We start from the raw sequence: 24,570 nt of genomic DNA, 5'->3' as shown, positions 1-24,570 counted from the left end.
ATATGAGAACCCCCTAAAAGTGGTCACTTTTAGGGGGTTCATTTATTACATATTACCGATTGATAAATATTTAGTTTCTAAATAAGGTTCAATACCTTCGATGCCGCCTTCACGGCCATATCCACTTTCTTTAAATCCTCCAAATGGCGCATGCGCTGCTGATGGCGCACCATCATTCCAACCTATCACACCGAAATCAAGCTTCTTATAAATATCAAAGCCTGTACGATAGTCATTCGTGAAGAAATAAGCGGCTAAACCATATTCTGTATCATTGGCAACTTTAATAATGTCATCTAAGTCTTCGTATGCCATGACTGCAGCGATTGGTCCGAATGTTTCTTCATGCATCACTTTCATATCAAGATTGGCTTGTCTAATAACGACTGGCTTTAAGAAATTTCCACCTAATTTTAATTGTTCTAATGGTAATGACAATTCTCCACCATTTTGAACAGCATCTTCAATTTGGTCAATGACTTTATCTACAGCTTGTTGATTAATAAGTGGACCCATTTCAACACCCTCTTCTAAGCCATTTCCTACATTTAATGCGTTTACTTTTTCAGTTAAACGTTCTGTATAAGCTTGTTCTATATCTTGATGTACATAAATTCTATTTGCACTTATACAAGTTTGTCCTGAATTTCTAAATTTAGTCGCGATCGTTTGATCAACTGCTAGTTCAATATCTGCATCTTTATGAACAATAACTGGTGCTAATCCACCTAATTCCATCGTGACATTTTTAACTGTATTTGCAGAATCTTTTATTAAATGTTTACCTACTGGTGTAGATCCTGTGAATGTTATCTTCTGTATAATTGGACTTTCAGTAAATATTCTACCTGCGTCTTTACCACTTAATACAACATATTGAATGGCATCTTCAGGGATACCCGCTTCATGTGCCAATTCAACCATTCTTATCGTCGTTAATGGTGTTTCTAAAGCTGGTTTACAAACAATTGTACAACCTGCTGCTAATGCTGGCGCCATTTTTCTTGCAATCATAGCTGCTGGGAAGTTCCAAGGTGTAATTGCACCAACAACACCTACTGGGAACGGATCAGTGATAATTTTTTTACCTTTTTGATTAGCAGGTATAGTCTTACCATAAATACGTTTTGCTTCTTCTTGATACCATTGAATGTAACTATTTGCGTAAGCAACTTCGCCTACTGCTTCTTTATAAGGTTTACCGTTCTCTAGAGTAATTAATTCTGCTAATTCTTCTTTATGTTCATCAATTAATTGATACCATTTTAATAAAAGTGATGAACGTTCATGAGCGTCTTTTTCACGCCATGATTCATATGCAACTTGTGCTTTATCAATTTGTTGAATTGCTTCTTCTTCAGAAGTATAAGGAATCGTCTTAACGACTTCATTCGTTGCTGGATTGTATACTTTTAGCTGTTTCAAATACTTCATCCCCTTTTGATTTTGTTAAATATAAGACTGCTGCTATGCCATACCATACAAATACGATAATCCATTCATGTGGCCAAATAAGTGATGACGGCATTCCTGGTAAATAGATTGCGATAAACGCAATACTTAAAATTACAGCAATCCAACCAACTACTTTACCACTTTTAATACGATATGGTCTTTCTAAATTAGGTTCACTTTTTCTTAATTTCAAAAATGCACATGCAACTAATAAGTAACCTAATACAACACCGATGCCACCAGCATCAACAATCCATACTAATGCAAGTCGACCTAATAATGGTGCAACAAATGCTAAAACACCAAGGAATATAATACCGTGTGTTGGTGTTTTGTATTTAGGGTGAATGTATGCAAACCACTTAGGAATCATATTATTTTTCGCCATCGCATATAAAATACGACTACCACCAATAATAAATGCATTCCAACTTGTGATAATACCAGCAATCCCACCTAATACGAGTAATATACCAAATCCACTTGATCCAAATAAATTCACCATTGCATCTGCCGTTGCTAATTCACTTGTACTTAATTGACTTGGTGTTAAACCAGTTGCAACACCAAACACAATTAATAAATAGAAGATAACCGATGCTATAATAGAGATAACTAAAATACCACCTATTTTTTTAGAAGGTGCTTTTACTTCTTCAGCTATTTGTGGAATAACATCGAAACCTACAAATAGGAATGGAATCATGATTAGAACAGACATTGTTCCACCTACACCACCATTAAACAATGGTTTAAGATGTGTAAAGTCACCATTGAAACCAGCACCAAAGAATAATAATAAACCTACGCCGACAATAAATATTGTAAACACAGTTTGCATAACTGCAGCAGGTTTAACGCCAAAGTAGTTTAATGATGTTAATATAACACTACCTATAGAACCGATGAGTACCCAAGTTAAGTAAACATCCCAGCCAGCTAAATTCCATAATAAACCAGAATGTTCAAATGGTATGACATAGTCAATAACAGTTGGCAATGCGACTGCTTCAAAAGTAATAACAGATACATAACCAAATAATACTGACCAACCAGATATAAATGCTACGCCTGGACTAAATGCTTTCTTAACAAATACAAATCCGCCACCTGTTTCAGGAATTGCAGAGGCAAGCTCTGCGTATGTTAATCCAATAAAAATTACTAATAATCCACCAATTACAAATGCGATAATACTACCTAGAAATCCTGCTTGTGAAATCCATTCTCCCGAAAGAACAACCCAGCCCCATCCAAGCATGGCGCCAATCGCGAGAAATAGTACGTCTGCTATGTTCATTGATTTATTAAATTGAGAATTCATAATTATACCCCATTTTTATTAGTCAAATTTCTTAAAGACTAGATTCTAAGATTGATAATCCTTTGTTTAATTCTTGATCTGTAATGACTAACGGTGCTAAAAATCGAATCACATTTCCGTTAATACCAGCTGATAATAATAATAAACCATTTTCATTTGCAGCTTTAACAATTTGTGATGTTTTAACTTTATCAGGTGATTGCGTTTCTGGATCAACAATTTCCATTGCGACCATTGCGCCTAATCTACGAATATCTCCTATAAATGAATGTTCTAATTTAAATGCTTCTAATCTTGATTGAATCGTTGCACCAAGTTGTTCAGCTTTAGCATTTAAGTTTTCTTCTTCAATAATTTCAATTACTTTTAATGCTGCTTCACATGCAAGTGGATTTCCTGCATATGTACCACCAATTTCGCCTGGATTTGGGCTATCGATAATTTCACTACGCCCTACAACGCCACTTAATGGGAATCCTGCTGCTAGAGATTTTGATATAGTCATTAAATCTGGAATAACATCAAAATGCTCAATTGCAAATGTCTTACCAGTACGTGCAAAGCCTGTTTGAATTTCATCTGCAATAAATACGATACCATGTTCTTCACAAATATCTTTTAATGCATGAATAAATTTCTTATCTGGAATGATAAATCCACCTTCACCTTGTACTGGCTCAATCACAACACATGCCACTTCTGAAGGATCCACTGTTGCGATAAAGAAATTCTTCAAATCTTTAATGACTGAATCTATGTATGCCTCATCACTTAATCCTTCAGGTTTATCTGCTAAATAAGGATATGGTGCTTGATATACTTCTGGTGCAAATGGGCCAAACCCAAATTTGTATGGTCTTACTTTACTTGTCATAGACATTGTTAAATTTGTTCTACCATGGAAGCCTCTAATAAATGATACAACTTGTTGTCTACCTGTATATTTTCTAGCGATTTTCACAGCGTTTTCTACTGCTTCTGCACCAGAATTTAGTAATACTGTTTTCTTTTTATGGTCACCTGGTGTAATTTCTGCTAATTTCTCTGCTAATTTAATATAGCTTTCATACATAATCACATTGAAACCAGGTAAAATAAATCTTTCAAGCTCGTTTTTTAAATGTTCAGTTATTTTAGGATGTGAATGACCAACGTTTAACGTACCAATTGCTCCTGCAAAGTCAATCCACTCTTTACCGTCTTTATCTGTAACTGTTGCCCCTTTTGCAAAATCAGCAATATGTGTATTACCATTACTGACACCTCTTGCTACATATTCGTTACGTAAAGATTCTAATTGTTCTTGAGTCTTACCCATCAAAATCCCTCCTATTGTTTATTTAGTACATATTAAAAAAAGATTGGTATAATGAAAAGTACCAGTTTTTAATTTTTAATAGTACCAGAGGGGCGAACTATATGACTCAAACTTACAAATATAGAGAAATTTATCTCAAATTAAAACAAGATATACTCTCTCGGAAATATAACAGTCACGAAAAATTACCATCCAAAAGACAACTTTCAATTGATCAAAATGTCAGTATTAACACCGTTAAGAATGCTTATGAACAACTTTTCGCTGAGGGTTATATTTACACAAAGGAAAGACAAGGATACTTTGTTGAAGCATTAAATAAGTTAATCATTCAAGATCAACATATTACGCAACCTTTAAATAATAGCCCAACTCAAATTAAATCTTCATATCGTTATTCTTTATCGCATATGACAACAGACATCTCACAATTTCCAATAGACTTATGGTCAAAATATGTGAAAGAAGCTTTTCACCTTTTCAAACATGAAATGTCAGAAATCCCTGTATATAAAGGTCCGCTTGAGCTAAGAAAATCAATCGCTCAATTGATTTCATACAAAAGAGGTGTCGTCTGTTACCCTGAACAAATCATTGTCGGATCAGGTACAGCAAACTTACTCAGTAGCTTATTCAAAGCATTTTCAAATAATCAAAAAATTGCTATCGAAAATCCCGGCTATTCAAGAATGAGAAAGCTATTTATCGCCATGGGACAGGATGTCGTTAATATTCCACTCGACAACAAAGGATTATCTGTTGAACATGTGAAACAGGCAAAGCCTGATTTTGTCGTGACAACACCTTCACATCAATTTCCAACAGGCACGATTATGCCAATTTCAAGAAGAATTGAATTACTCAACTGGGTAACTGAACATAATAAATATATTATAGAAGACGATTATGATAGTGAATATAAATATGGTACAGACAATATTCCTTCATTGTATAGTTTAGATAAGAATGAACGTGTCATATATTTAGGTACTTTCGCAAAGACATTAATGCCAAGTTTGAGAATAAGCTATATGGCCTTACCCTATCCACTTTTATATAAATTCGATGCGATAACAGATACATCTATTACAGATTTAAGCTTAATAAATGCATACGCCCTACATTTATTTATTAAATCCGGAAACTATGAGAAATATATTCGAAAGATGCATCATACTTATACTGAAAAGAGAGAGCTTTTTCTAAAAGTATTAAAAAGAGCCTTTAAAGAAGACGTCTCGATTTACGATATGGAGGCAGGACTGCATTTTCTAATTAATATTAAGACAGACTTAAGTTATCAAGAGATTGAACAGAAGGCGCATGACCATGATATAGAATTATATACGATTAGACGTTTCATGGCTGATGAACCTGAAAATACACCCTTTAAGACGCTCATTATTGGATTTGCGAAAATAAATCGAGAAGATATCGAACCTGCTATTTTAAAATTAAAAGACATAATTTATGAGAGTCATTGATAAACAAGATATAAAAATACTTTCATAACCAACGCTTCTAAACAAGATTGGTTATGAAAGTATGATTGTCTTCTATTATATATACTATTTCTTATAATTGATTTGATAACTTGTGACACTATTAAATGTGTCGCCTTTTCTTAAAATTGATGGTGCTGTTTCATTTAATAAATTAATATCATTAGGTAATGATTGCGTTTCTAATGTAAAGCCACTATGTACATTAATAGAGTCTTGATGATCATTCCAATCTACTTCGTTCAATGTAAATATGACAACTTCATTCTGATCAGTCGTCATTTCAATTTCCAATTCATCATTCGACACTTTGAAAGTGCCATCTTCTAATGTCACCGGATGATCAATACCATTAAATTGATTGATTTGTTGTAATCCACTTTCAAATATATCTTTAAAAGTTATACTATCTTTCCCAATTTCTACATTAATATTGTCTGTATCTAGAGATTCCACAATTTGATTATCCTTAAGCGGATAGAATTGAACGTTATGATGAAGTTGATGATTTTCAATAGATGCATTTGTCTCATTCAAATTAAAATACACATGATTCATCGGATTCAATAAAGTATCTTCCGTACTCGTTGCTTCATATATAATTGTCCATTTCAAATTTGTTAAATCATATTGATGTGTTACGGTCATGTTAATATCACCTGGGAAATGATCAACTGAATGTTTCAATTCTACATGATATACAATACGGACAACATCATCTTCATTAACAATGTCATAATCACACACTTGAGTATATAAACCATTAGAGCCGCCATGTAAATTATGAACACCATCATTTTGTTCAAGCTGATAAGATTCTCCATTTAATACAAACTGACCGTCTTCAATTCTGCCGCCATATCTTGCAACAGTTGCACCAAAGAAATAAGGATTTTGCTCATAATATTCTATTAAATCATCACTTTCAGTCGGACCAAGGATAACGGATCTACCATCAATTTTCCAATCGACAATCCGCATACCAAAATTCGTAAATTGAATCTTTGAACGCTCATCATAGATTGTAATCAAATCTATATTCTTCTCTTTATCTAAAGTCTCAATCTCAAATGACATTAGCCTCATCCTATTCTATAAAGTCTTCATGCAGTTAATTAAAGTTTAGCATATTGTTCCAATCAATTCTCATTTACATGATCAAACGAATCAGCGTAAAAGTCATATTTCATATTATTCGTTGGTAAAATTCTTAATTTAGCTTTCCCTACAATTTGTTCGTCGGTAATGAGTCCAACATCTTGGCGACTATCATTACTATTCAAACGATTATCACCGAGGACTAAATATTTACCTTCTGGAATTACTTTTTCACCTTCAGAATTTTTTGTATCTGAAACATCAAAGTTTTCCGTTAAATACTCCGTAAATTTATGCTTTTTATTAAAATCTAAATAAGGTTCTGCAACTTTTTCATGATTGATATATAATTGATCATTCTTATAACTGACAGTATCACCAGGTACACCTATTAACCTCTTAATATAATCCTTTTCTTCATTCGCATGAAAAATAATCACATCACCTCTATCAATTGTACCAAGCGTTTTCGAAATTTTACTAACAATCAAATTGTCTTTATCATTAAACGTAGGATACATAGACTGTCCATGCACCTCATATCTACTAAATAAAAAAGTCGTAATAAGCCACGCCACAACAATAGCAACAACGATAGACGCAACCCATTCCATTAAATTCTTAACCACTATAACCCTCCTCAAACTCATACTATTATTTACATGTTATTCAAACGATAGGATATATTCAAGCATTCTTTCCTTAATTGCTCATTTAATATTTAAATGATAATATTACATTAATATATTATATACTGAAAAGAGGCATTCTCATGAAAGTATCTTGGATATTGTGGTGGATTTTAACAATCATTGAAGTTGGTGCATTTTTAACGTTCTCAATCTTTTTATGGTTTAGAGAAGTTGATGCCACTGGAGCTGTGCAAACAACAGAATTAAAATGGTTCTCTATCGGTATCATGGCAACACTTTTTATCATTCCATTCTTAACACAACTCGTATGGTTAATCGTCAATCTCATCACTTCTAAAAGTTAAAAGCTCAAAATCAAAATATGTAAATATAAATTAACGATACACTCCGTCACTTTCACTTAGATAAGAGATAAAGTCATAGAGTGTATCGTTTGTTTTTTATTAAAAGAGCTATCTCAATTCATGACCCTTTTTGCTACTTTATATGCAGCTATTATAAAGAGGAATATTGAAACTCCCCATAATACTGCAGATAAATTGGTTAAACTTCCTTCTAAATTAGTTGCGATAACTGGAAGTATACCCGCTATTAATATTAATACAATAATTTGTTTCATAAAGATTCACCCTTTAGTACACTATTCTTTATTTTGGCCATCCTAAATAAATAGCAAAGATAATAAGAACCGCACCAACATATATAGATCCTTTATAAATATTATGTTCTTTTCTACGTTTTATGCCAACTACTACAATCACTAAACCTAAAATAAATGAAAGTAACATTATATAAAAACCCATATGACATACCTCTTTCGTTGTTAATATTATTTTAAAGACTCAAAAACTTATGATATTCACAATATATTCCTTTATAATATAAATGCAACATTTTATATATAATTATGGTAATCATATATATTAAAGAGATGAAAATGACATCTGTTTTACCAGTAATTATATGAGATGGTATAATATGAAATGAATAATTTCACATAAATTATCTATGGAGGGTTAATCATGAAAGTAAAAGAATTACTTCAGAAAAGTTTCAACGATTTACTTGAATTAGAATTAACAGGTTACAATATAGCAGTTGTACTAGTTGCGGTTGTTGTCTTAAGTGTCCTCATCACACCTTTATTTGGGATTCCTGTCGGACTTTTAGGTGGCGCGTATTACTTAAAAAATTATAAATAATATTTAAAGCCCGTTTCCTTGAAAACGGGCTTTATTGATCAATTCATTATAAACTATCGCTTTACTAAAGTAATGAATTAACCTCTTTTACACTTCTACATTTGTAAAAAGACTGCATATCAATTAAAATTGCGCACAAAAAAACTCACTTTAGCAAAATTACTAAAATGAGTTTGAATTTAAATTTCTATTAAACGCCTGAGTATGCCATAAATCCGCCATCGACTGGTACAGTAATGCCATTTACAAATGATGAATATTCTTTATCTAATAACCATAAAATCGTACCGATAAGTGCTTCTGGTTTCCCAAATTCTCCAAGAGGTGTTTGACTTAATATTTTTTCTGAACGTTCCGTCAGACTTCCGTCTTCGTTTAATAATAAGTCTCTATTTTGTTCTGTTAAGAAAAATCCTGGCGCAATCGCATTAACTCTAATATCTTCCTCTGCAAAATAAACAGCCAACCACTGCGTAAAGTTATTAATAGCAGCTTTTGCAGCACTATATGCAGGCACTTTAGTCATTGGTGCGTAACTGCTCATAGAAGAGAAATTAATAATACTTGCATGCTCTGACTTCAGTAATTCTTTACCGAATACTTTGGCAGCAACAAATGAACCAATAAAGTTATTATTAAATACATGTTCAAATCCGCTTTGTTCTAAATCAAAAAAGTTCTTTTTATCTTCAGCATTGTATGACTCTGAATCTGTAATAGCGTCAGGATTATTACCACCTGCACCATTAATTAAATAGTCAATTTTTCCAAATGCTTCTAAAATTTCATCTTTAGCTTTCGTTAGCGATTCTTCATTCGTAACATCAACTGAATAGTTACGAGCAATACCACCTTCAGCTTCTATTTCTTTAACAACTTCTACACCTTTATCATAAGTACGATTTAAAATGGCGATTTGCATACCTTGTTTGCCTAATTCTTTCGCAATTGTTCTACAAAGCACTCCGCTTCCACCTGTAATTACAACGACTTTATCTTTTAAACTTTCATGTTTACTAAACATTTTTACCAGACTCCTTTTCAAGTTGATATGCATCCCATAATCCATTTAAGTACATAATTCCTAATGCTCTATCATATAATCCGTATCCTGGACGACATTCTTCATTCCATAAATGTCTACCGTGATCTGGTCGAATGTATCCTTTATAATCTGCATCTGATAAATGTTTCATAATTTGTGCAATATCAATATTACCGTCTTCTGTAAAATGAGAAGTCTCTACAAAACTGCCATTTTCGGAGATACGAACATTTCTAATATGCATAAATGGTGCATGCTCATGGTATTTCAAAGCAATTTCTGCCATATCATTATCTTTACTAGCACCCATAGAGCCCGTACATAACGTAATCGCATTATTTGGACTATTATTGATTTCAAACATTCTCTCATAACTATCTGCACCAGTTATAATTCTTGGTAAGTTGAAAATAGAATATGGTGGATCATCTGGGTGAATTGCCATTTTAATGCCACAACGTTCTGCAGTTGGAATGATTGCGTTTATAAAGTATGCAAAGTTTTCCCATAATTTTTCTTCATCTATATCTTTATATGCTTCAAATAGTTCTGAAATTTGATCTAATTTTTCTGGTTCCCAACCTGGCATTGTTAGATTTTTACTCGCACTTGAAACAGTTTCTATTAATTCTTTCGGATCTAAATTTTTAACTTTTTCATAATCAAAGTATAATGCTGTAGAACCATCTTCTAATGGATGGAACATATCTGTTCTAGTCCAATCAAATATTGGCATGAAGTTATAACAAATAACTTCCACACCATATTCAGCTAAATTCTCAATTGTTTGTTTGTAGTTTTCAATTAATTCATCACGTTCACTATTACCTAATTTAATAGATTCATGAACATTCACACTTTCAACAACTTTTGCATTAAATCCATGTGATTCAATATATTCAACTTCTTCTTTAATTTCATCTTTTTCCCAAACAACACCAACTGGCTTTTCATGAAGTGCCCATACAATCCCAGTTGTATTAGGTATTTGTTTAATATCTTCTAATGTAATTGTGTCATTGTTTCTTCCGTACCAACGAAATGTCATTTCCATTTTATCCATCTCCTAATTGCCGATTATCTTTCTATTATACCTTTACCACTCAAGAAACTTTCTACTTGTTCTAAATATGGCAATCCTTCGTTATCGCCTATTACTTCTGTAACCATTCCGCCAACTGCATTTGCGAATCTTACGCGCTCTTTTGCTGTATATCCTTTACTTAAAGCGAACAAGTATCCGCTTGAAAAGCCATCTCCAGCGCCTACTGTATCGATTGGACTTACTGGAAAGACTTCTGTTTCAAATTGTTCTTCATTGCTTACAAATTGTGTTGGTAAATGTCCACCTTTCACAATGATTTCTTGTAAGTCTTGTTCTTTTAATAAATCTTCAATATTTTCAAATGGTGTTGCTATTTTAAGAATTTCTAGTTCTTCATCGCTTGTTAACAGAATATCTGTATAAGGTAATAACGCGCCTAGACTTTCACTTGCTGTTTCTTTAGACCAAGTTTTTAGTCTAATGTTTGGATCTAAAGTTACAGTTGTATTTGCTTTTTGCGCTTTTTTCATCATTGATTGAATCAGTTCGATTTTATGGTGCAATAATGCGACAAACACACCACTGACGTGGAAATAATCAATATCATCAAAGTTAATATGTGCGACATCTTCTTCTGTTAAGTCTTTAATGGGTGCATTGTCTCGATAATAAAATGAAGCACCGCTTCCATCTGCATTGATTTGTTTAAAATAAACGGACGTGTTTTTTCCTGGTACTTGTTCGATATGCTCTGTATCAATACCTTCTCCACGTAAATTATTGATAATATGTTGACCAAATTCATCTTTACCAACTTTTGAATAAAAAGTTGTTTCTAACCCTAATCTACTCGCACCAATTGCTACATTTAATTCCGCGCCTCCAATTGTTCTTTGGAATGTATGATTAAATTTTAAAGGTCCTTTATTACTAGGATTCATGGCTATCATGGAATCACCAATTGTGAAAAGCCTCATTTCTACCACTCACTTTCATCGATTTCTAACAGCTTCTACATACTTTCGAGCTTTTTCTGAAATAACTTCATAATTATTTCCTGTAAATTCTTTCGTTAAGTCGCCACCAATACCTACAGCGAATGAACCTTTTTCAATCCAATCTGATACGTTATCTAAATTCACGCCTCCAGAAGGCATCAATTCAACATTAGGTACTGGACCTTTAATATCTTTAATAAATCCGGCACCTAATTGTGCTCCTGGGAACAGTTTAATTAAATCAGAGCCATAGCGTAACGCTTCTATAATTTCTGTTGCACTACTACAACCTGGTAAGTATGGAATAGAATATACATTACATAATTTAGATATATTGGTGTCTAAATGTGGACTTACAATATATTGTGCCCCTTTATTAATCGCAATTTGTGCAGTAGCAGCATCTAACACTGTACCTGCACCAAGAACGATATCATCACCATATTGTTTATGTACTTGATTAATCACTTCTTCAGCATTCGGTACAGTAAACGTAATTTCTATATTTTTAAATCCACCTTTAATGATTTCATCCACAATTTTCTTTGTTTCATCCTCGTCATTCCCTCTAACAACTGCAACGAGGTAATTTTCATGTAACTGGTTTAAAATTTTATACTTTTTCAAAATAGCCCTCCGTTCCATATTATGATACAATGTATTGTATAGTAATATTTAGTATTATTATAACGTTTGTGAAAACGTTGTCAATTATTTATTTTCATCTATGTTACTTAATTCATAGAATAATTTATGCTATATTTTTATCAAAGAGGTGATGATTATGGCTTCTAACGTTCAATCCATTGACCGCGCATTAAGCATTTTAGAAATCATATCTGAAAAAGAACAAATATCATTAAAAGACTTAGTAGATGAAACTCAATTATCTAAAGCAACTGTACATAGACTTGTTAATTCATTGATTAGCAATGGCTACGTTCAACAAAACGCATTGACCAATCAATATGAAATAACTTTTAAAATGTTCCAACTTGGGAATAAACGTGTACAAAATATTGATTTTTTAAATGTAGCTAAAAGTATGATTAGTCAGCTGATGACAACAGTTGGGGAAACATGTCATTTAGTAGTGGAAGACAATAACGAAGTGGTATATATTGATAAATTTATACCAAGTAATAACAATCGATCGATGGCATCAAAAATTGGGAAACGAGCACCAATGTATTGCACAGCAGTAGGTAAATCTATCCTTTCGACGTATGAGAATGAAAGAATCCAAGAAATATGGAATCAATCGAACATTGTTAAACTAACCGAAAATACAATCACAGACTATGATCAATTCATCGATGAAATAGCAGTCATCCGGGAACAAGGTTATTCCGTTGATAACGAAGAAAACGAAAAAGGCATATATTGCGTAAGTACATACTTCGTAAACTATCGAAACGAAGTCCAAGGCGCTATCAGCCTTTCATTCCCTACAACAGAATTAGATAAGAAAGAGTTCTTTGTAGATGAATTAAAAACATGTGCTAACAAAATTTCTAGATTACTTGGGTATCATTAAGAGAATAAGTAATTTTAGAGAGTGGGTGGCGCACGATATCTCTCAGCCTTCGTGCATTATGATGAATGATTTATAAGGGGGCTTTTACATGTATGTACCAAAATATTATCAAATGAAGGATTATGGAAAAATCAAAGATTTTATGATGCATAATAATTTTGTAACCATCATTACTTATGACGAATTAAAACCTCTTGCTACACATTTACCGGTTAATATTGAAGAAAAAGATAATACCTTATATGTGTCAGGCCATTTTGTAAATGCTAATAAACAATGGCAAACAATCGAATCAAACGAACATATCCTTATCATATTCCATGGTCCTCATGCTTATATTTCTTCTACATGGTATGAAAAAGAAGATGTTCCAACTTGGGATTACCAAAGTATACATGCGTATGGTAAAGGGCATTTGTTAAGTGAGTCAGAGTTAGTAGATGATTTGACGATCCTTTTAAATAAATATGAAAGTCATCGACAAAATGGTGCAACTTGGAACAATTTATCAGATCAAACGAAAAAACAAGTTAAAGGTATTGTAGGTTTTAAAATGGAAATTGAAGAAATTGATGCTGCTTATAAACTAAGCCAGTATCGTAGTGACATTGATAAAAAGAATATTGTTTCGGAACTTAATAAAAGTGAAAATCCTGTAGATACAGTATTGGCCAAAGAAATTGAAGATAATAAATAAATGTTGTTACATAAGGGAGCGGGACAGAAATCTAATTTGTATAAAAAGATTTCGTAGTCCCGCCCCGGCAAGGATGACTAGAGTTGAAAAAAGCTTGTTAAAAGCGCATTTTCAATTCAGTCAGCTACTGCCAAGATGTTTAAAGAGACTGAGACATTATATTATGTCCCAGTCTCTTTATGTATTTATCTAAACTCATAGTTCTTAATTTCATTTACGATCGTATTATATTTATTTGTCTTGTATCTTGATTTGTTAGACACTATAAAGAAATTACGATTTAAATCTAGGTCGTTTGTGACGATATAATCTTCATCAAATGATTTTATAGAGAAATTGGATAATATCGTAAAGCCCATGTTTTGTTTAACGAGTTCTAAAATTAATTGGTTATCATTAATGACGACTTTACGAGATGTTAAATTCAATTGCTGTAATAGCATATCTTGATAATATCTTATACCCGATCCTGTTTCTCTAACGTAACATCTTAATTGATTTAAATTTTGGTTTGTTTGTTTATTTTTCACGAGTAATAGTTTATCTCTCGTTAGGACTTCACTATTGATTTTGTCGTCCAGTACTGGCTTTTCGATAATGCCTAGATCAAGTGAGTAATCTTTCAACTTATTTAATATATCAGCTGAGTTATAGACATATATATGAATATTTAATTTTGGATATTTTGTTTGTAGATAGATTGTTAAGTCTAGTAACATCGATTGACCGAAAGTGTGACTCGTTCCTATGACAAACTTCCCTTTCACATCTCCTTTATGCTGATTAATTTTTGTTTGCAATTGCTCATCTAATATTGCTAATTGGCATGCATAGTTATATAACTCTCTTCCCTCTTCTGTCAAAATAATATGCTTTCTTGTATTTTCAAAAATCTTAATTTGATATTTTTCTTCAAGTGTTTTGATATCTCTACTTATTGATGGCTGTGATTTATATAACTTTTCGGCAGCATTCGTAAAGCCCTCTTCTTCTACAATAACTTTTAAGATTTGTAATTTATCTTCCATTACAACCACCTCATATCATTTTTGTTATATTATATATTTAAAAATAGCATTTCACAAATATTCATCTTGCACTTAAACTTACGTTGAGGTGAACATTATGGGGGAGAAATTTAATAAACGTTTTTTACTCGGTATTGGATTTACGTTTTTAGTTGCTATTGTCAGTATACTTTTATCGTATTTACCGGTATTTAACAAAGTTGGTGCACTCGCAATTGCGATTATTACAGCTATTTTATATAGACATTTCAGGGGATATCCTACGCAAATCGAATCGGGGATTGCATTTTCATCAAAAAAATTATTAAGATTTGCGATTATTCTATACGGGCTTAAATTAAATTTGTGGACGATTATTCACCAAGGTAGCACATTATTATTACTAGATGTTGGTGTCGTCGCTTTTGCGATATTGTTTATTTTGTTTTTAAATAAAATCATTAAAGGAGATAACAATTTAGTCTTGTTATTAGGTGTTGGAACTGGTGTTTGTGGTGCAGCTGCAATTGCCGCAATATCACCTATTCTTAAATCTAAAGACAGTGATGTTGGGATGAGTGTAGGTTTAGTGGCCATAATGGGTACAATATTCTCTTTAACTTACACGCTATTATTCGCTATTTTTCCAATGAATGCTGAATTTTATGGTATTTGGTCAGGTTCAAGCTTACATGAAATTGCACACGTTATTTTAGCAGCAGATGCCGGAGGACAGTCATCATTAGGCATTGGCTTATTAACAAAGTTAGGTAGAGTATTTCTATTAATACCATTAAGTATTATTTTCTTAATTATCGTTAATAGAAAGAGATCACATAAAGTGTCACAAAAAATAGACTTTCCGTACTTTTTAATTGGATTTTTAATTATGAGCGCTGTGAATACATTCATTCCTATTCCTGAAGCCATATTAAATGTAATCAGTAAATTTACATCACTCATATTAATTATGGCAATGGTCGGTATCGGTTTAAATGTATCTTTCAGTGACTTAAAAACAAAAGCATTCAAACCAATGATAGCAATGCTTATAACGTCAATCGTGTTATCAGTAATCACATTTATTGTCGTTGGATTTTTATAATAGAAATATCAGGGTATAACATAGTGATGATTCAATTTTGAGAAAGATTGTGATTAAATGCTGTTATACCTTAAATTATATTTAATACTCATAATTTCCATGTTCAATTATTTATTGATACCAACTGATGTCCCTGCAACCTATAAAGATACATTTACTAAAGCAACACATCATGATTATCAAGAAGCTTTTAAATTAGGTTCACAAATTCCAAATGAGCAACTTAAAATCAAACCATTTCATTCAAACGACAAAACTATCAGTCAAACTGTTGGTAAAGTTACATCTGATGAAACAGGCAAGTCAGGAAATGGCGCAACAGGGTTTGTCGTCGATGATCATACAGTTATCACAGCTTCACATGTCGCAAGTGATGATGACGGAAATAAGGGAAAGAAACAATTTTATTTCTTTCCAGCTAAATCTAATCAATATACACCGATGAAATTCAAGATTAAGCAATTTTATAAATCAAACGAAAGAGATGTCGCAGTACTCATTACTGAAAAATCATTAACACCTAAAATTAAACCTTTAACTATAGCATCCGAACGTGAAATTCAAAAATTGAAACCTAAATCAGCATTATTTATGGCAGGTTATCCAAATGAAGAACCATATGACGGTCAATATATGTATCAATCAAAAGGATTCTATCTTAAACCAACTCAAGACTATATCGAATATATCGGACACATGCATCGAACTATAGGATTTTCAGGATCTCCAGTATTTAATCAAGACAACCATGTCATAGGTATACATGCACATGGCATTCGTCCAACTGAAAAAGTCAAAAACCCATCAACTAGAGACATATACACAGGCGGACCACTCATTACTAGTAAGACAAAAGCATTTATAGAAGAACATAAAAAATAAAGCTGGGATACAAAATCCTAGCTTTAAAGTATCTATTTATATAGATATTTAAGACATACAAACGTCTGGGACAGAAATGTTCTAGACTTTTTTCATTTTTAGAAATAAGAAGCTGAATATTGCAAGTGGAGCGTGACTAGCAATGTTGAGAGGCTGAATATTGCAAGCGGGGCTCGACAAGCAATGTTGAGAACCTCGTATTTATCAAGACTGGTGAAACAAGCAACATAGAACCTCTGTATGTTGCAAGACAGCCTAAACAAGCAACATAGAACCTCACGTTTAGATTGATTTTTCAATTAAAAAAAGACTGGGACACAAAGTAATGTCTCAGTCTCTTTTAATATTTCTATGTAGTATTAATTTTTATATCTGCGCTACAACGCCGATTATTTATTAACATTATTATACCAATTTATGTCAAATTAGACAATATTTATTTAACTATTAAATTCGTACTATTTAATATAATCGTCTGTCAGAAAAAGCTCTTTCTCGATTTTTATCTATTAACCATTGATATTTGATCATTTAAGTTCATATAAGAATATCAACAACACTATTGGTGATATTCCATTACTATATTTCACAAGCTATGTATCAGGTGCAGGTATTTCACTTATTAAACATTGGATACAAGACGAAAATAGAATCGATAAATCTCATTTAATCAAACATTTCACAACAATCGTCAATAATGGTCCCGTCCCATTAATGGAAAAAGAACAGTTCCCAAAATAATTTTAGGAACTCTTCTAAGTTTTTTATGATTGATTTGAAAACAATTGATCATCTTTAGGTTGGTTTTCTAAGTAGATAATTTTGCCGTTTGCATCTAATCTTGCGATATCTTTGCCTTCTTGTGTATAAACACCTGTTTCATATCGATTACCACAAATTGCCCAATCTGTTTCGTAACTACCGTCTTCGTTTTGCGTCCAACCGTTGTGCATATGTTTTAAACCTTTATTTGTTGTATAAACACTTTTAACAAACTGCTTCCAAGCTTCTTTACCTTTAAAAGTCTTCTTATTTAGTACAAATTCTATATCATCATGAAATAGTTCATTTAATTTATGAAAACTTTCTTCACTGTATCTTGCTTCATCAAATAAGATAAAGTATTCATCTAATATGTTCATTATATTCACCTTCTTTTCTTCAAGTGATTATACCGTTCACTTTACAAAAGAGAAATCATAATGCTCATTAATTTATAAACCAGCTTGTTTGCACATTTGGTCCTAGTACATTTGCATCGACATTTTGATCAAGTTCTGATGAATAGTAACTATCTGTGTATTGCCATAATACATGTTCTCTTTCAGGTTGTGTTTCTTGATATGAGGCTAACCAATAACCATCATAAGAGCCGACAGCATTTGCTGTATGATTAACCATAAAGTCTTCATAAGAATATAGTAATACTTTCTTATCGCCTGAATACTTCCTCATTTCATTTAACCAAGCGAGTGTACTTGCATTCGTATCTCCTGAAGCAACTGATTCTTCCTCATAATCATTGATATAGAAACTTGCATTAGGTGCTCTATTATATAGCGATTTCGCTTCTGTTCTTGCTTCACTTGCATTTTCATACATACTATATGTATATACACCATACTTCATATTATTGGCAGAAAGTAATTTTGAATTTGTATCAAATGTTGCATCTTTATAGTCTGAACCATACTGTGCTCTTAAAATAATAAAGTCATAATTGGCTTTAAGCTTTTTAACTTGAGCTGCAGTTAATTCACCTTGCCATTCTGATAAATCAAGTATCGAATCATCTTTAGCTACTGTCGAAGATTCCTCTATTTCTTGTTTATTTCTAAAAGTATTTTGATTTTCATTTTCTATGTATTTCTTATAACCATGACCCATCGTACCTTCTTCTTGGGCCGCTTCTACTTCTTCAGATGATACATTGATGATTAACATCATCGTCACAACTGTTATCATCATTTTTAGAAATCTTCTAGACATTTAAATACTCCTTTGACTTTGATGTATATTTTATTAAACTTTATCTATTACAGGTTTTCCATTCTCATCTAACAATGGTGTTAAACCACTACCTGTACCTACCCAAGCATTGATATAGTTGACGCCTGTTTCACGATCAACAAGAATCGAAATGCGACCTAATCCTTTAACATTATCTACCTATTTAACATAAAATCGATTATTATCTTTATTACCAAACATATTTTTTCCTCCTATTCTCATATAATGGTATAATATTTGCCATTATAATTAAATGATAGGAGCTAAATTTCATGAAAATCATCACAACTTTTGATGAATTAAATAAACAGATTGATGCACATACATTCACACTAATCTATGTATCTAGCGAGAATTGTTCGGTATGTAAAGCAGATCATCCAATCGTACAAAAAATGGTGGAAGACTATGACATTCCAGCATACGAAATTGTTGCTAATCAAATGCCAGAAGCAGTCGGACAATTAAATTTATTCACTTCACCTGTCGTATTACTTTATTACAACCAAAAAGAAGTTCACCGACAAGCCCGTATAATAGACTTTGATGAACTTCAATATCGTATAGAACAATTTAACAATCTATAGCATTATTCAACAATCGTATAGAAATCAATTCTCGTTACAGTACCTGTTTCATCAGAAGTGAAGGCAATTTTATAACCATTTAAACTCCAAGAATATTGACCTTCAACACTTCTCGGACTACCTGATTTACTGAAATCTGTACCGTAAGAATCAACAACATCATCTATCGATAAATTAAATTGATTTGCATTTGTCGGTTGTGCATTAGCATCTAAACCGTAGTTACTATATACATTTAAATTTTGATCATATAAATTTATATTTTTAGCTTCATCTTCATGTTCTTTAGCATAATCTTCATGTGCAGGTGTTTCATATCCATTTAACGTGAAATTACCTGATTCAAATCCTTTTTTGAATGTATCCGTTATGAAAAATCCAGGATCATAACTCACATATCCATTGTAATAAGAAGTATAAGGTTGAGAAGCTTGGCTATCCATATTACTGTTGCTCGCCGCATCAACGGAATGACCGTTACCCGCCGCGCCTACCGTAAATACTGTCGCTACTGCTAAACCGGTTGAAACAAAAACTTTTGAAAATTTGTTCATTCGATTACTCTCCCTTTATATAGATTATGTATCATAAGATGATACACCTTCATCCTACACTTTTAAATTTCAATTACAAGGAATATTAAATAAAACATTTATTTATTTTTATTACTTTTGTTTAATAATAATCATTTTAATAAATTTAAAAACCCCAACCCGATATTTTCGAGTTGGGGTTTAATATATACTTTATTCTAATACTTCTATTTCTTTATTGATAATCCCTCAAATTACGCCGTCATGCTTTTTGATAAATGCGTAAAGATATGCCAAGATAAAGCATAATATTGCGGTAAAGGTGAACGAAATAATATAGAATACTGAATTAATGTCAAAGAGTATACCTGCAACTAAAATTCCAAAAGGCATCATTACTTGTGACATTGTTTGTGACAATGCTAAATATTTACCTTTTATTTGTTCTGGTACATTTTTTTGTACATAAATGTTTATCGGTACATTACTCAGTACGACGCCGCTTCCGATAATAAATATACTTATAAAATATATTACAAGTATCGATAAATTATATAAATCTGTTATAAACGGAATACATAATATGAGTATTCCCACAGCTAAAGTAATCATGGCAACTTGCATATTTGCTACAAGTGTTCCTTTATTCTTCAACTTAGGATAAATCAAACCAAACAATATACCTGCTAGCGGAAATCCTGTTTCAATGATTCCTAACTGTTTAGAATTCATATTAAATATAGTGACAAAACTTCCTGGAATACCTACCGTAACGAAACCAAACATAAAGTTAATGATAGATCCTGATAATAGTATTAAAAATATATCTTTATTTGATTTCAAAAATTTAAATACAACTTTATAACTGTTAAAGAATGTATCCTTAACTTCTTCATAGACTTTACTTGCTAGAACTTTATTAAACGCAATATTAAGCACTATTATTAATGAAATGAGCTCAGTTACAAACATAATAATCATAAAAGTCTTAATATCGAAATAAGCGTATACTATTCCACCTAAAATTGGAGCACCTATTTGTAATACATTCTGAATGACATTTCTATATGAAACTGTTTGATCTATAAAACGTTCACTAACTAAACTTAACAAACCACTGTTAAAAGTGAGTGATACAGCCATATCTGTAACTGTTAAAATGATTACAATTATGTATATGTATAGAAGTTGGTTTAAACTATTTGGTATTAAGTAAATACTTATAATTGATAAAATCGATATGCTCTGCATAGTTATAATAAATGATTTTTTATTAATCTTATCTATATAATATCCGATAGTAGTGCTACCCAAAATAAATATGAGCGAATATATAATCATAATATTAGAAAATGCTTGTACACTTCCTGTTATCTTTAAAACATGAAAAGAAAGCGCAAATGTAAATAATTTACTGCCAATAATACTAAAAAAGGTAAATAAAATAATAAATATATAGTTTTTCTTCATATTGCATACCACCATATCATGACTTACTTTAATTATATACAAATTATTCTATATGGGGAATAAGTAAATATGCACCCTCTAAAACATTCCCGATTTTTAAAAATAGCACTTGTTATTCTTAAATTATTTTGTATAATTGAGAAATGTTATCAATTGAAAATAGGAGGCAATCATGAAAAAGTATATAACCGTCATCGTTTGTGTTCTTTTATTATTATCTGCATGTAGTAATAGTAAAGGTGAAGTCAGTCATAAAGATACTGTCACAATTAAGAATACTTTTGAATATAAAGAAAAGAATAAAGATCATAATAGAGGTAAGAAAAAAACTGAAACTTTAACAATACCTAAGAATCCTAAAAAAGTTATTGTCATGGATTATGGGGCTTTAGATATTATGAAAGATTTGAAATTACAAAAACATATAACAGCTATTCCTAAAGGTCCAAATGGTGATTTCTTACCAAGTTATTTATCAGAGTTTAAAGATGATAAATATACCAATTTAGGAAATCCCGGCAGACCGAATTTTGAAAAAATCGCTGAAGAAGATCCGGATTTAATTTTAATATCATTTAGGCAAGCTTATACTAAAAACTTAAAAGAATTTAAAAAGGCCGCACCTAACGCAAAAGTACTTTACGTGAGTCCTGATGATGATCGTTACATAGAATCTATTAAGGAAAATGCACAAAATATTGGAAAAATATTCGATAAAGAAAATGAAACTCAATCACTCATAAAGAAACTTGATCAAAAAGTTAAATCTGTAAAAAATAAAGTGAATGACGATACCGTTATGTTTGCGAATATTGACCAAAAAGGCATTAAGACATACGGTAAAACTGGTAGATATGGTGGCTTTTTAAGTGGTGATTTAGGTATCAAACATATTGATCCAGACATGCCAGCAAACTCAAGCGGACAGTTAGTATCATATGAATATATCGCAGAAAAGAATCCAGACAAAATCTTCTATATAAATAGAACAGATGATGATTCTAAAGGATTACCACAAGAACTTGAAAATCCAGTCATTAAAAATGTTAGTGCCATCAAAAATAAAGATATACTAAAGTTTGATTCCAACACATGGTTCTTCGGTTCTGGTGGCATTAGTTCAACAATTAAACAATTAGATGATATAGAGAAAGCTTATTAATGAGAAAAAGTCTAGGGTATGGCACCCTAGACTTTTTCTATACTTCTAACTGTTATCCAAATTTCACTGTAAGCTGTTTCTTCCTGGGTATTCATTTTTGTAAATGAGAAATTTGGTACATCTTCTAATTCATACCCAGAAGATGGTAGCCATTCTGCATAAATGCTTGCCATAGTATTTTGCATTGTAGATGGGAAATGTCCTTCATTAGGAAATACAGCCCAAGTATGTGCTTCAACTTCAAAAACATCTAATAACTCACGATTTATTTCTACTTTATCAGTAATTACACCAATCATATGAGTTAAGTATCCTTCTTCTTTTTCAAAATATGCATCAGCATCATAAGAAATATTTAATACTTCTTTTGGTTCAATATTATTAAGTGTATGCATATATGATTTTTGTTCGTTTGAAATACTATTTGCAAGCTCTACAATACTTTGATTTACACCTTCAAACTGCATAGGTATCTTTGTTGAAACCCCGACAAATTTGATAGCAGGTTTATTTTCAATTCTATATTCCATATCTATACCTCCTCTTATACTTATCGTAAAAGTAAGTTTAGGAAATGATTTTATACATGCAAGATGCATTGCATTTGATGGCAAAGAACCTGTCCAGTTTTTAAATGCGCGACTAAATCCATCTACTGAATGATAACCATATTTAAAGGCTACTTTAGTAACAGATTCACCATTTTTTAAATCAACATTAGCTAATGACAATTTACGCTTTTTAATATATTCACTCAAAGGCAGACCAGATATTGCCTGAAATATTTTCCGAAAGTGATAATCAGATATACCTACATGTTTAGCAATATTTTCAATAGATAAGTCATTTGTTAAATTATCTTCAATATAATCTAATGCTTTATTTAAATCATCTATCATTCCATTCCCTCCTTACATGGTTAATCATAATTTAATACTATAATATTTACTCGACGTTATATAACCAAATTATATCGGATAGTATTCATTACCTCTAATAATTCATGAATAGCATACATCTTTATTGTAAGCTTCCTCTACAAACCTAGGTAATTAAGGTATATAATGTAATAAATTACACATATTTTTACAAAGGGGATTTTTAATGTATACAGATAAAGAATTAACTTTCCGTACGAATATGTTGACGATTCGACCTTTAAACTATGATGACCACAAAGATTGGATTGAAGGCTTTGAAAATCGATATCCTTCGCAATATAAACACGACAAAGGGAAAATCAATATGGATGAATGCGACGAAACTTGGTTTAAAGCACTCGTTGATAAACAACAAGCGCTCATTAAACAAGACGATACGTTTATATTTGGAATATTTCTAGAAAATGGCAAACATGTAGGCATGCTGGATATTAAAGTATTAAGCAGGTCTGACTTCCAATGGGGAGAATGTGGCTATTTCTTGCACAACCAATTTTGGAATCAAGGTTATGCATTTGAAGCTATGAAAGAAGTCATCAGCCAATGTTATAAAACATTAAAACTTCATCGCATAGAAGCACATATTAATGTAGATAACGAACCTTCTAAAAAACTCATTAAAAAATTAGGATTTGAATTTGAAGTATTAAGAAAGAACTTTATTTATGAATTTGATGAATGGACAGATAACGAAGTATATTATATTAATTTACATAACGAAAAATTGATAGAATCTTAAAGATTGAGCGACCCGAAAACAAGGTTTTCGGGTCTATATTTTTATTTATCGGCCTGTATTTCTCATTTCTGGACCGGTAATTTATTTTATAGTCAAGTCCATATGTTTGTGTAATATCTTTAGAATGTAATCAACCTTTGGTTTTTAATGAATCGAACAACTATATTTATTTTGAAGTTTAAACAGATATAGTTGTTTGATCACTACTTATTTTTTTAAAAATAAGTAGCTTAATTAAGCGATAAATGGTCTGTTAGACT

The 24,570-nt window shown here is 31.7% G+C and carries 29 protein-coding genes; 11 read left to right on the top strand and 18 right to left on the bottom strand.

Annotated elements, in window-relative coordinates:
* Positions 1 to 45 precede the first annotated feature (45 nt).
* The 3 genes from LQ686_RS08210 to gabT are packed head-to-tail and all read right to left on the bottom strand — an operon-like array spanning position 46 to position 4,097.
* The gene (locus LQ686_RS08210) at positions 46 to 1,425 is read right to left on the bottom strand and encodes an NAD-dependent succinate-semialdehyde dehydrogenase (RefSeq protein WP_025904435.1); all 1,380 of its coding nucleotides are present in this window, start codon (positions 1,423 to 1,425) and stop codon (positions 46 to 48) included.
* On the bottom strand, positions 1,388 to 2,779 hold the full coding sequence (locus tag LQ686_RS08205) for an APC family permease (protein WP_239733266.1): 1,392 nt from the start codon (positions 2,777 to 2,779) through the stop codon (positions 1,388 to 1,390). Before LQ686_RS08205 ends, LQ686_RS08210 begins: the two co-directional genes overlap by 38 nt.
* 31 nt (positions 2,780 to 2,810) lie before the next feature.
* The gene (gene gabT, locus LQ686_RS08200; protein ID WP_025904437.1) at positions 2,811 to 4,097 is read right to left on the bottom strand and encodes a 4-aminobutyrate--2-oxoglutarate transaminase; all 1,287 of its coding nucleotides are present in this window, start codon (positions 4,095 to 4,097) and stop codon (positions 2,811 to 2,813) included.
* Between the two features lie 101 nt (positions 4,098 to 4,198).
* On the opposite strand from gabT, the gene gabR reads away from it, so the two are divergent.
* The gene (gene gabR / locus LQ686_RS08195; protein ID WP_239733265.1) at positions 4,199 to 5,581 is read left to right on the top strand and encodes a MocR-like transcriptional regulator GabR; all 1,383 of its coding nucleotides are present in this window, start codon (positions 4,199 to 4,201) and stop codon (positions 5,579 to 5,581) included.
* A gap of 84 nt (positions 5,582 to 5,665) precedes the next feature.
* Here the strand turns inward: gabR and LQ686_RS08190 are convergent, their stop codons facing one another.
* Both LQ686_RS08190 and lepB read right to left on the bottom strand, forming a co-directional pair.
* Positions 5,666 to 6,676: an aldose epimerase family protein gene (locus LQ686_RS08190; RefSeq protein ID WP_151359089.1), complete on the bottom strand. Its 1,011-nt coding sequence runs from the start codon at positions 6,674 to 6,676 to the stop codon at positions 5,666 to 5,668.
* A gap of 62 nt (positions 6,677 to 6,738) precedes the next feature.
* Positions 6,739 to 7,326, bottom strand: a complete 588-nt coding sequence (lepB, locus tag LQ686_RS08185; RefSeq protein WP_151359090.1) for a signal peptidase I — start codon at positions 7,324 to 7,326, stop codon at positions 6,739 to 6,741.
* A gap of 143 nt (positions 7,327 to 7,469) precedes the next feature.
* Between lepB and LQ686_RS08180 the strand changes: the two genes are divergently transcribed.
* Positions 7,470 to 7,694 (top strand): DUF3923 family protein, encoded by a 225-nt coding sequence (locus LQ686_RS08180; RefSeq protein ID WP_151359091.1) that lies wholly within the window; start codon positions 7,470 to 7,472, stop codon positions 7,692 to 7,694.
* Positions 7,695 to 7,807: 113 nt separating this feature from the next.
* On the opposite strand, the gene LQ686_RS08175 is transcribed toward LQ686_RS08180, so the two are convergent.
* Both LQ686_RS08175 and LQ686_RS08170 read right to left on the bottom strand, forming a co-directional pair.
* Positions 7,808 to 7,969, bottom strand: a complete 162-nt coding sequence (locus LQ686_RS08175) for a hypothetical protein (RefSeq protein ID WP_158011150.1) — start codon at positions 7,967 to 7,969, stop codon at positions 7,808 to 7,810.
* A gap of 28 nt (positions 7,970 to 7,997) precedes the next feature.
* Positions 7,998 to 8,153, bottom strand: a complete 156-nt coding sequence (locus LQ686_RS08170) for a hypothetical protein (protein WP_158011151.1) — start codon at positions 8,151 to 8,153, stop codon at positions 7,998 to 8,000.
* Between the two features lie 219 nt (positions 8,154 to 8,372).
* On the opposite strand from LQ686_RS08170, the gene LQ686_RS08165 reads away from it, so the two are divergent.
* A complete protein-coding gene (locus LQ686_RS08165; RefSeq protein ID WP_048541552.1) occupies positions 8,373 to 8,552 on the top strand; it encodes a VraH family peptide resistance protein in 180 nt (59 codons plus the stop codon).
* Positions 8,553 to 8,742: 190 nt separating this feature from the next.
* Here LQ686_RS08165 and LQ686_RS08160 read toward each other — a convergent pair whose 3' ends face one another.
* The 4 genes from LQ686_RS08160 to LQ686_RS08145 are packed head-to-tail and all read right to left on the bottom strand — an operon-like array spanning position 8,743 to position 12,267.
* The gene (locus tag LQ686_RS08160; protein WP_151359092.1) at positions 8,743 to 9,576 is read right to left on the bottom strand and encodes an SDR family oxidoreductase; all 834 of its coding nucleotides are present in this window, start codon (positions 9,574 to 9,576) and stop codon (positions 8,743 to 8,745) included.
* Entirely contained in the window at positions 9,569 to 10,651 is a 1,083-nt protein-coding gene (gene uxuA, locus LQ686_RS08155; protein WP_198051837.1) for a mannonate dehydratase, read from the bottom strand. The genes LQ686_RS08160 and uxuA overlap by 8 nt, the downstream gene beginning before the upstream one ends.
* A gap of 23 nt (positions 10,652 to 10,674) precedes the next feature.
* Positions 10,675 to 11,619, bottom strand: a complete 945-nt coding sequence (locus LQ686_RS08150; protein WP_037590074.1) for a sugar kinase — start codon at positions 11,617 to 11,619, stop codon at positions 10,675 to 10,677.
* A 15-nt stretch (positions 11,620 to 11,634) separates the two neighbouring features.
* Complete coding sequence (locus LQ686_RS08145) at positions 11,635 to 12,267, bottom strand: bifunctional 2-keto-4-hydroxyglutarate aldolase/2-keto-3-deoxy-6-phosphogluconate aldolase (protein WP_151359094.1); 633 nt, start codon at positions 12,265 to 12,267, stop codon at positions 11,635 to 11,637.
* A 157-nt stretch (positions 12,268 to 12,424) separates the two neighbouring features.
* Here LQ686_RS08145 and LQ686_RS08140 point away from each other — a divergent pair, with 157 nt between their 5' ends.
* Positions 12,425 to 13,177 carry an IclR family transcriptional regulator gene (locus LQ686_RS08140; protein ID WP_107565795.1) on the top strand — a complete coding sequence of 251 codons (753 nt, stop codon included), beginning with the start codon at positions 12,425 to 12,427 and terminating at the stop codon, positions 13,175 to 13,177.
* An 88-nt stretch (positions 13,178 to 13,265) separates the two neighbouring features.
* Positions 13,266 to 13,874: an FMN-binding negative transcriptional regulator gene (locus LQ686_RS08135; RefSeq protein WP_239733264.1), complete on the top strand. Its 609-nt coding sequence runs from the start codon at positions 13,266 to 13,268 to the stop codon at positions 13,872 to 13,874.
* Between the two features lie 185 nt (positions 13,875 to 14,059).
* On the opposite strand, the gene LQ686_RS08130 is transcribed toward LQ686_RS08135, so the two are convergent.
* The gene (locus LQ686_RS08130; protein WP_239733263.1) at positions 14,060 to 14,902 is read right to left on the bottom strand and encodes a LysR family transcriptional regulator; all 843 of its coding nucleotides are present in this window, start codon (positions 14,900 to 14,902) and stop codon (positions 14,060 to 14,062) included.
* 97 nt (positions 14,903 to 14,999) lie between these two features.
* On the opposite strand from LQ686_RS08130, the gene LQ686_RS08125 reads away from it, so the two are divergent.
* The 3 genes from LQ686_RS08125 (at position 15,000) to LQ686_RS08115 (ending at position 17,609) form a co-directional block, all read left to right on the top strand.
* On the top strand, positions 15,000 to 15,986 hold the full coding sequence (locus tag LQ686_RS08125; RefSeq protein WP_204192566.1) for a YeiH family protein: 987 nt from the start codon (positions 15,000 to 15,002) through the stop codon (positions 15,984 to 15,986).
* Between the two features lie 57 nt (positions 15,987 to 16,043).
* Positions 16,044 to 16,868: a trypsin-like serine peptidase gene (locus LQ686_RS08120; protein ID WP_239733262.1), complete on the top strand. Its 825-nt coding sequence runs from the start codon at positions 16,044 to 16,046 to the stop codon at positions 16,866 to 16,868.
* A 516-nt stretch (positions 16,869 to 17,384) separates the two neighbouring features.
* Positions 17,385 to 17,609: a TetR-like C-terminal domain-containing protein gene (locus LQ686_RS08115; protein ID WP_107565792.1), complete on the top strand. Its 225-nt coding sequence runs from the start codon at positions 17,385 to 17,387 to the stop codon at positions 17,607 to 17,609.
* 23 nt (positions 17,610 to 17,632) lie between these two features.
* Here LQ686_RS08115 and LQ686_RS08110 read toward each other — a convergent pair whose 3' ends face one another.
* The 3 genes from LQ686_RS08110 to LQ686_RS14270 form a co-directional block, all read right to left on the bottom strand.
* Positions 17,633 to 18,010: a nuclear transport factor 2 family protein gene (locus LQ686_RS08110; RefSeq protein ID WP_239733261.1), complete on the bottom strand. Its 378-nt coding sequence runs from the start codon at positions 18,008 to 18,010 to the stop codon at positions 17,633 to 17,635.
* A 67-nt stretch (positions 18,011 to 18,077) separates the two neighbouring features.
* Positions 18,078 to 18,857, bottom strand: coding sequence for a GH25 family lysozyme (locus tag LQ686_RS08105; RefSeq protein ID WP_107565791.1), 780 nt, complete (start codon positions 18,855 to 18,857; stop codon positions 18,078 to 18,080).
* Between the two features lie 33 nt (positions 18,858 to 18,890).
* Positions 18,891 to 19,004, bottom strand: a complete 114-nt coding sequence (locus LQ686_RS14270; protein WP_308192878.1) for a DUF6440 family protein — start codon at positions 19,002 to 19,004, stop codon at positions 18,891 to 18,893.
* Between the two features lie 146 nt (positions 19,005 to 19,150).
* Here LQ686_RS14270 and LQ686_RS08095 point away from each other — a divergent pair, with 146 nt between their 5' ends.
* Positions 19,151 to 19,465, top strand: a complete 315-nt coding sequence (locus LQ686_RS08095; protein WP_058590832.1) for a thioredoxin family protein — start codon at positions 19,151 to 19,153, stop codon at positions 19,463 to 19,465.
* A 2-nt stretch (positions 19,466 to 19,467) separates the two neighbouring features.
* Here the strand turns inward: LQ686_RS08095 and isaB are convergent, their stop codons facing one another.
* Both isaB and LQ686_RS08085 read right to left on the bottom strand, forming a co-directional pair.
* Positions 19,468 to 20,019: an immunodominant staphylococcal antigen IsaB family protein gene (isaB, locus tag LQ686_RS08090; RefSeq protein ID WP_210126734.1), complete on the bottom strand. Its 552-nt coding sequence runs from the start codon at positions 20,017 to 20,019 to the stop codon at positions 19,468 to 19,470.
* A 228-nt stretch (positions 20,020 to 20,247) separates the two neighbouring features.
* Complete coding sequence (locus LQ686_RS08085) at positions 20,248 to 21,468, bottom strand: MFS transporter (RefSeq protein ID WP_239733260.1); 1,221 nt, start codon at positions 21,466 to 21,468, stop codon at positions 20,248 to 20,250.
* 172 nt (positions 21,469 to 21,640) lie between these two features.
* Between LQ686_RS08085 and LQ686_RS08080 the strand changes: the two genes are divergently transcribed.
* Positions 21,641 to 22,630: a siderophore ABC transporter substrate-binding protein gene (locus LQ686_RS08080; protein WP_107590847.1), complete on the top strand. Its 990-nt coding sequence runs from the start codon at positions 21,641 to 21,643 to the stop codon at positions 22,628 to 22,630.
* A 26-nt stretch (positions 22,631 to 22,656) separates the two neighbouring features.
* On the opposite strand, the gene LQ686_RS08075 is transcribed toward LQ686_RS08080, so the two are convergent.
* A complete protein-coding gene (locus LQ686_RS08075) occupies positions 22,657 to 23,529 on the bottom strand; it encodes an AraC family transcriptional regulator (RefSeq protein WP_239733259.1) in 873 nt (290 codons plus the stop codon).
* A gap of 205 nt (positions 23,530 to 23,734) precedes the next feature.
* Here LQ686_RS08075 and LQ686_RS08070 point away from each other — a divergent pair, with 205 nt between their 5' ends.
* Positions 23,735 to 24,310 (top strand): GNAT family N-acetyltransferase, encoded by a 576-nt coding sequence (locus LQ686_RS08070; RefSeq protein ID WP_239733258.1) that lies wholly within the window; start codon positions 23,735 to 23,737, stop codon positions 24,308 to 24,310.
* Positions 24,311 to 24,570: the final 260 nt, after the last annotated feature.

Source organism: Mammaliicoccus sp. J-M41, assembly GCF_022385935.1.
GTDB classification, from domain to species: domain Bacteria; phylum Bacillota; class Bacilli; order Staphylococcales; family Staphylococcaceae; genus Mammaliicoccus; species Mammaliicoccus sciuri_A.
The sequence above is the reverse complement of the archived record's forward strand: the minus strand, read 5'-3'. Positions and strand labels throughout refer to the sequence as shown.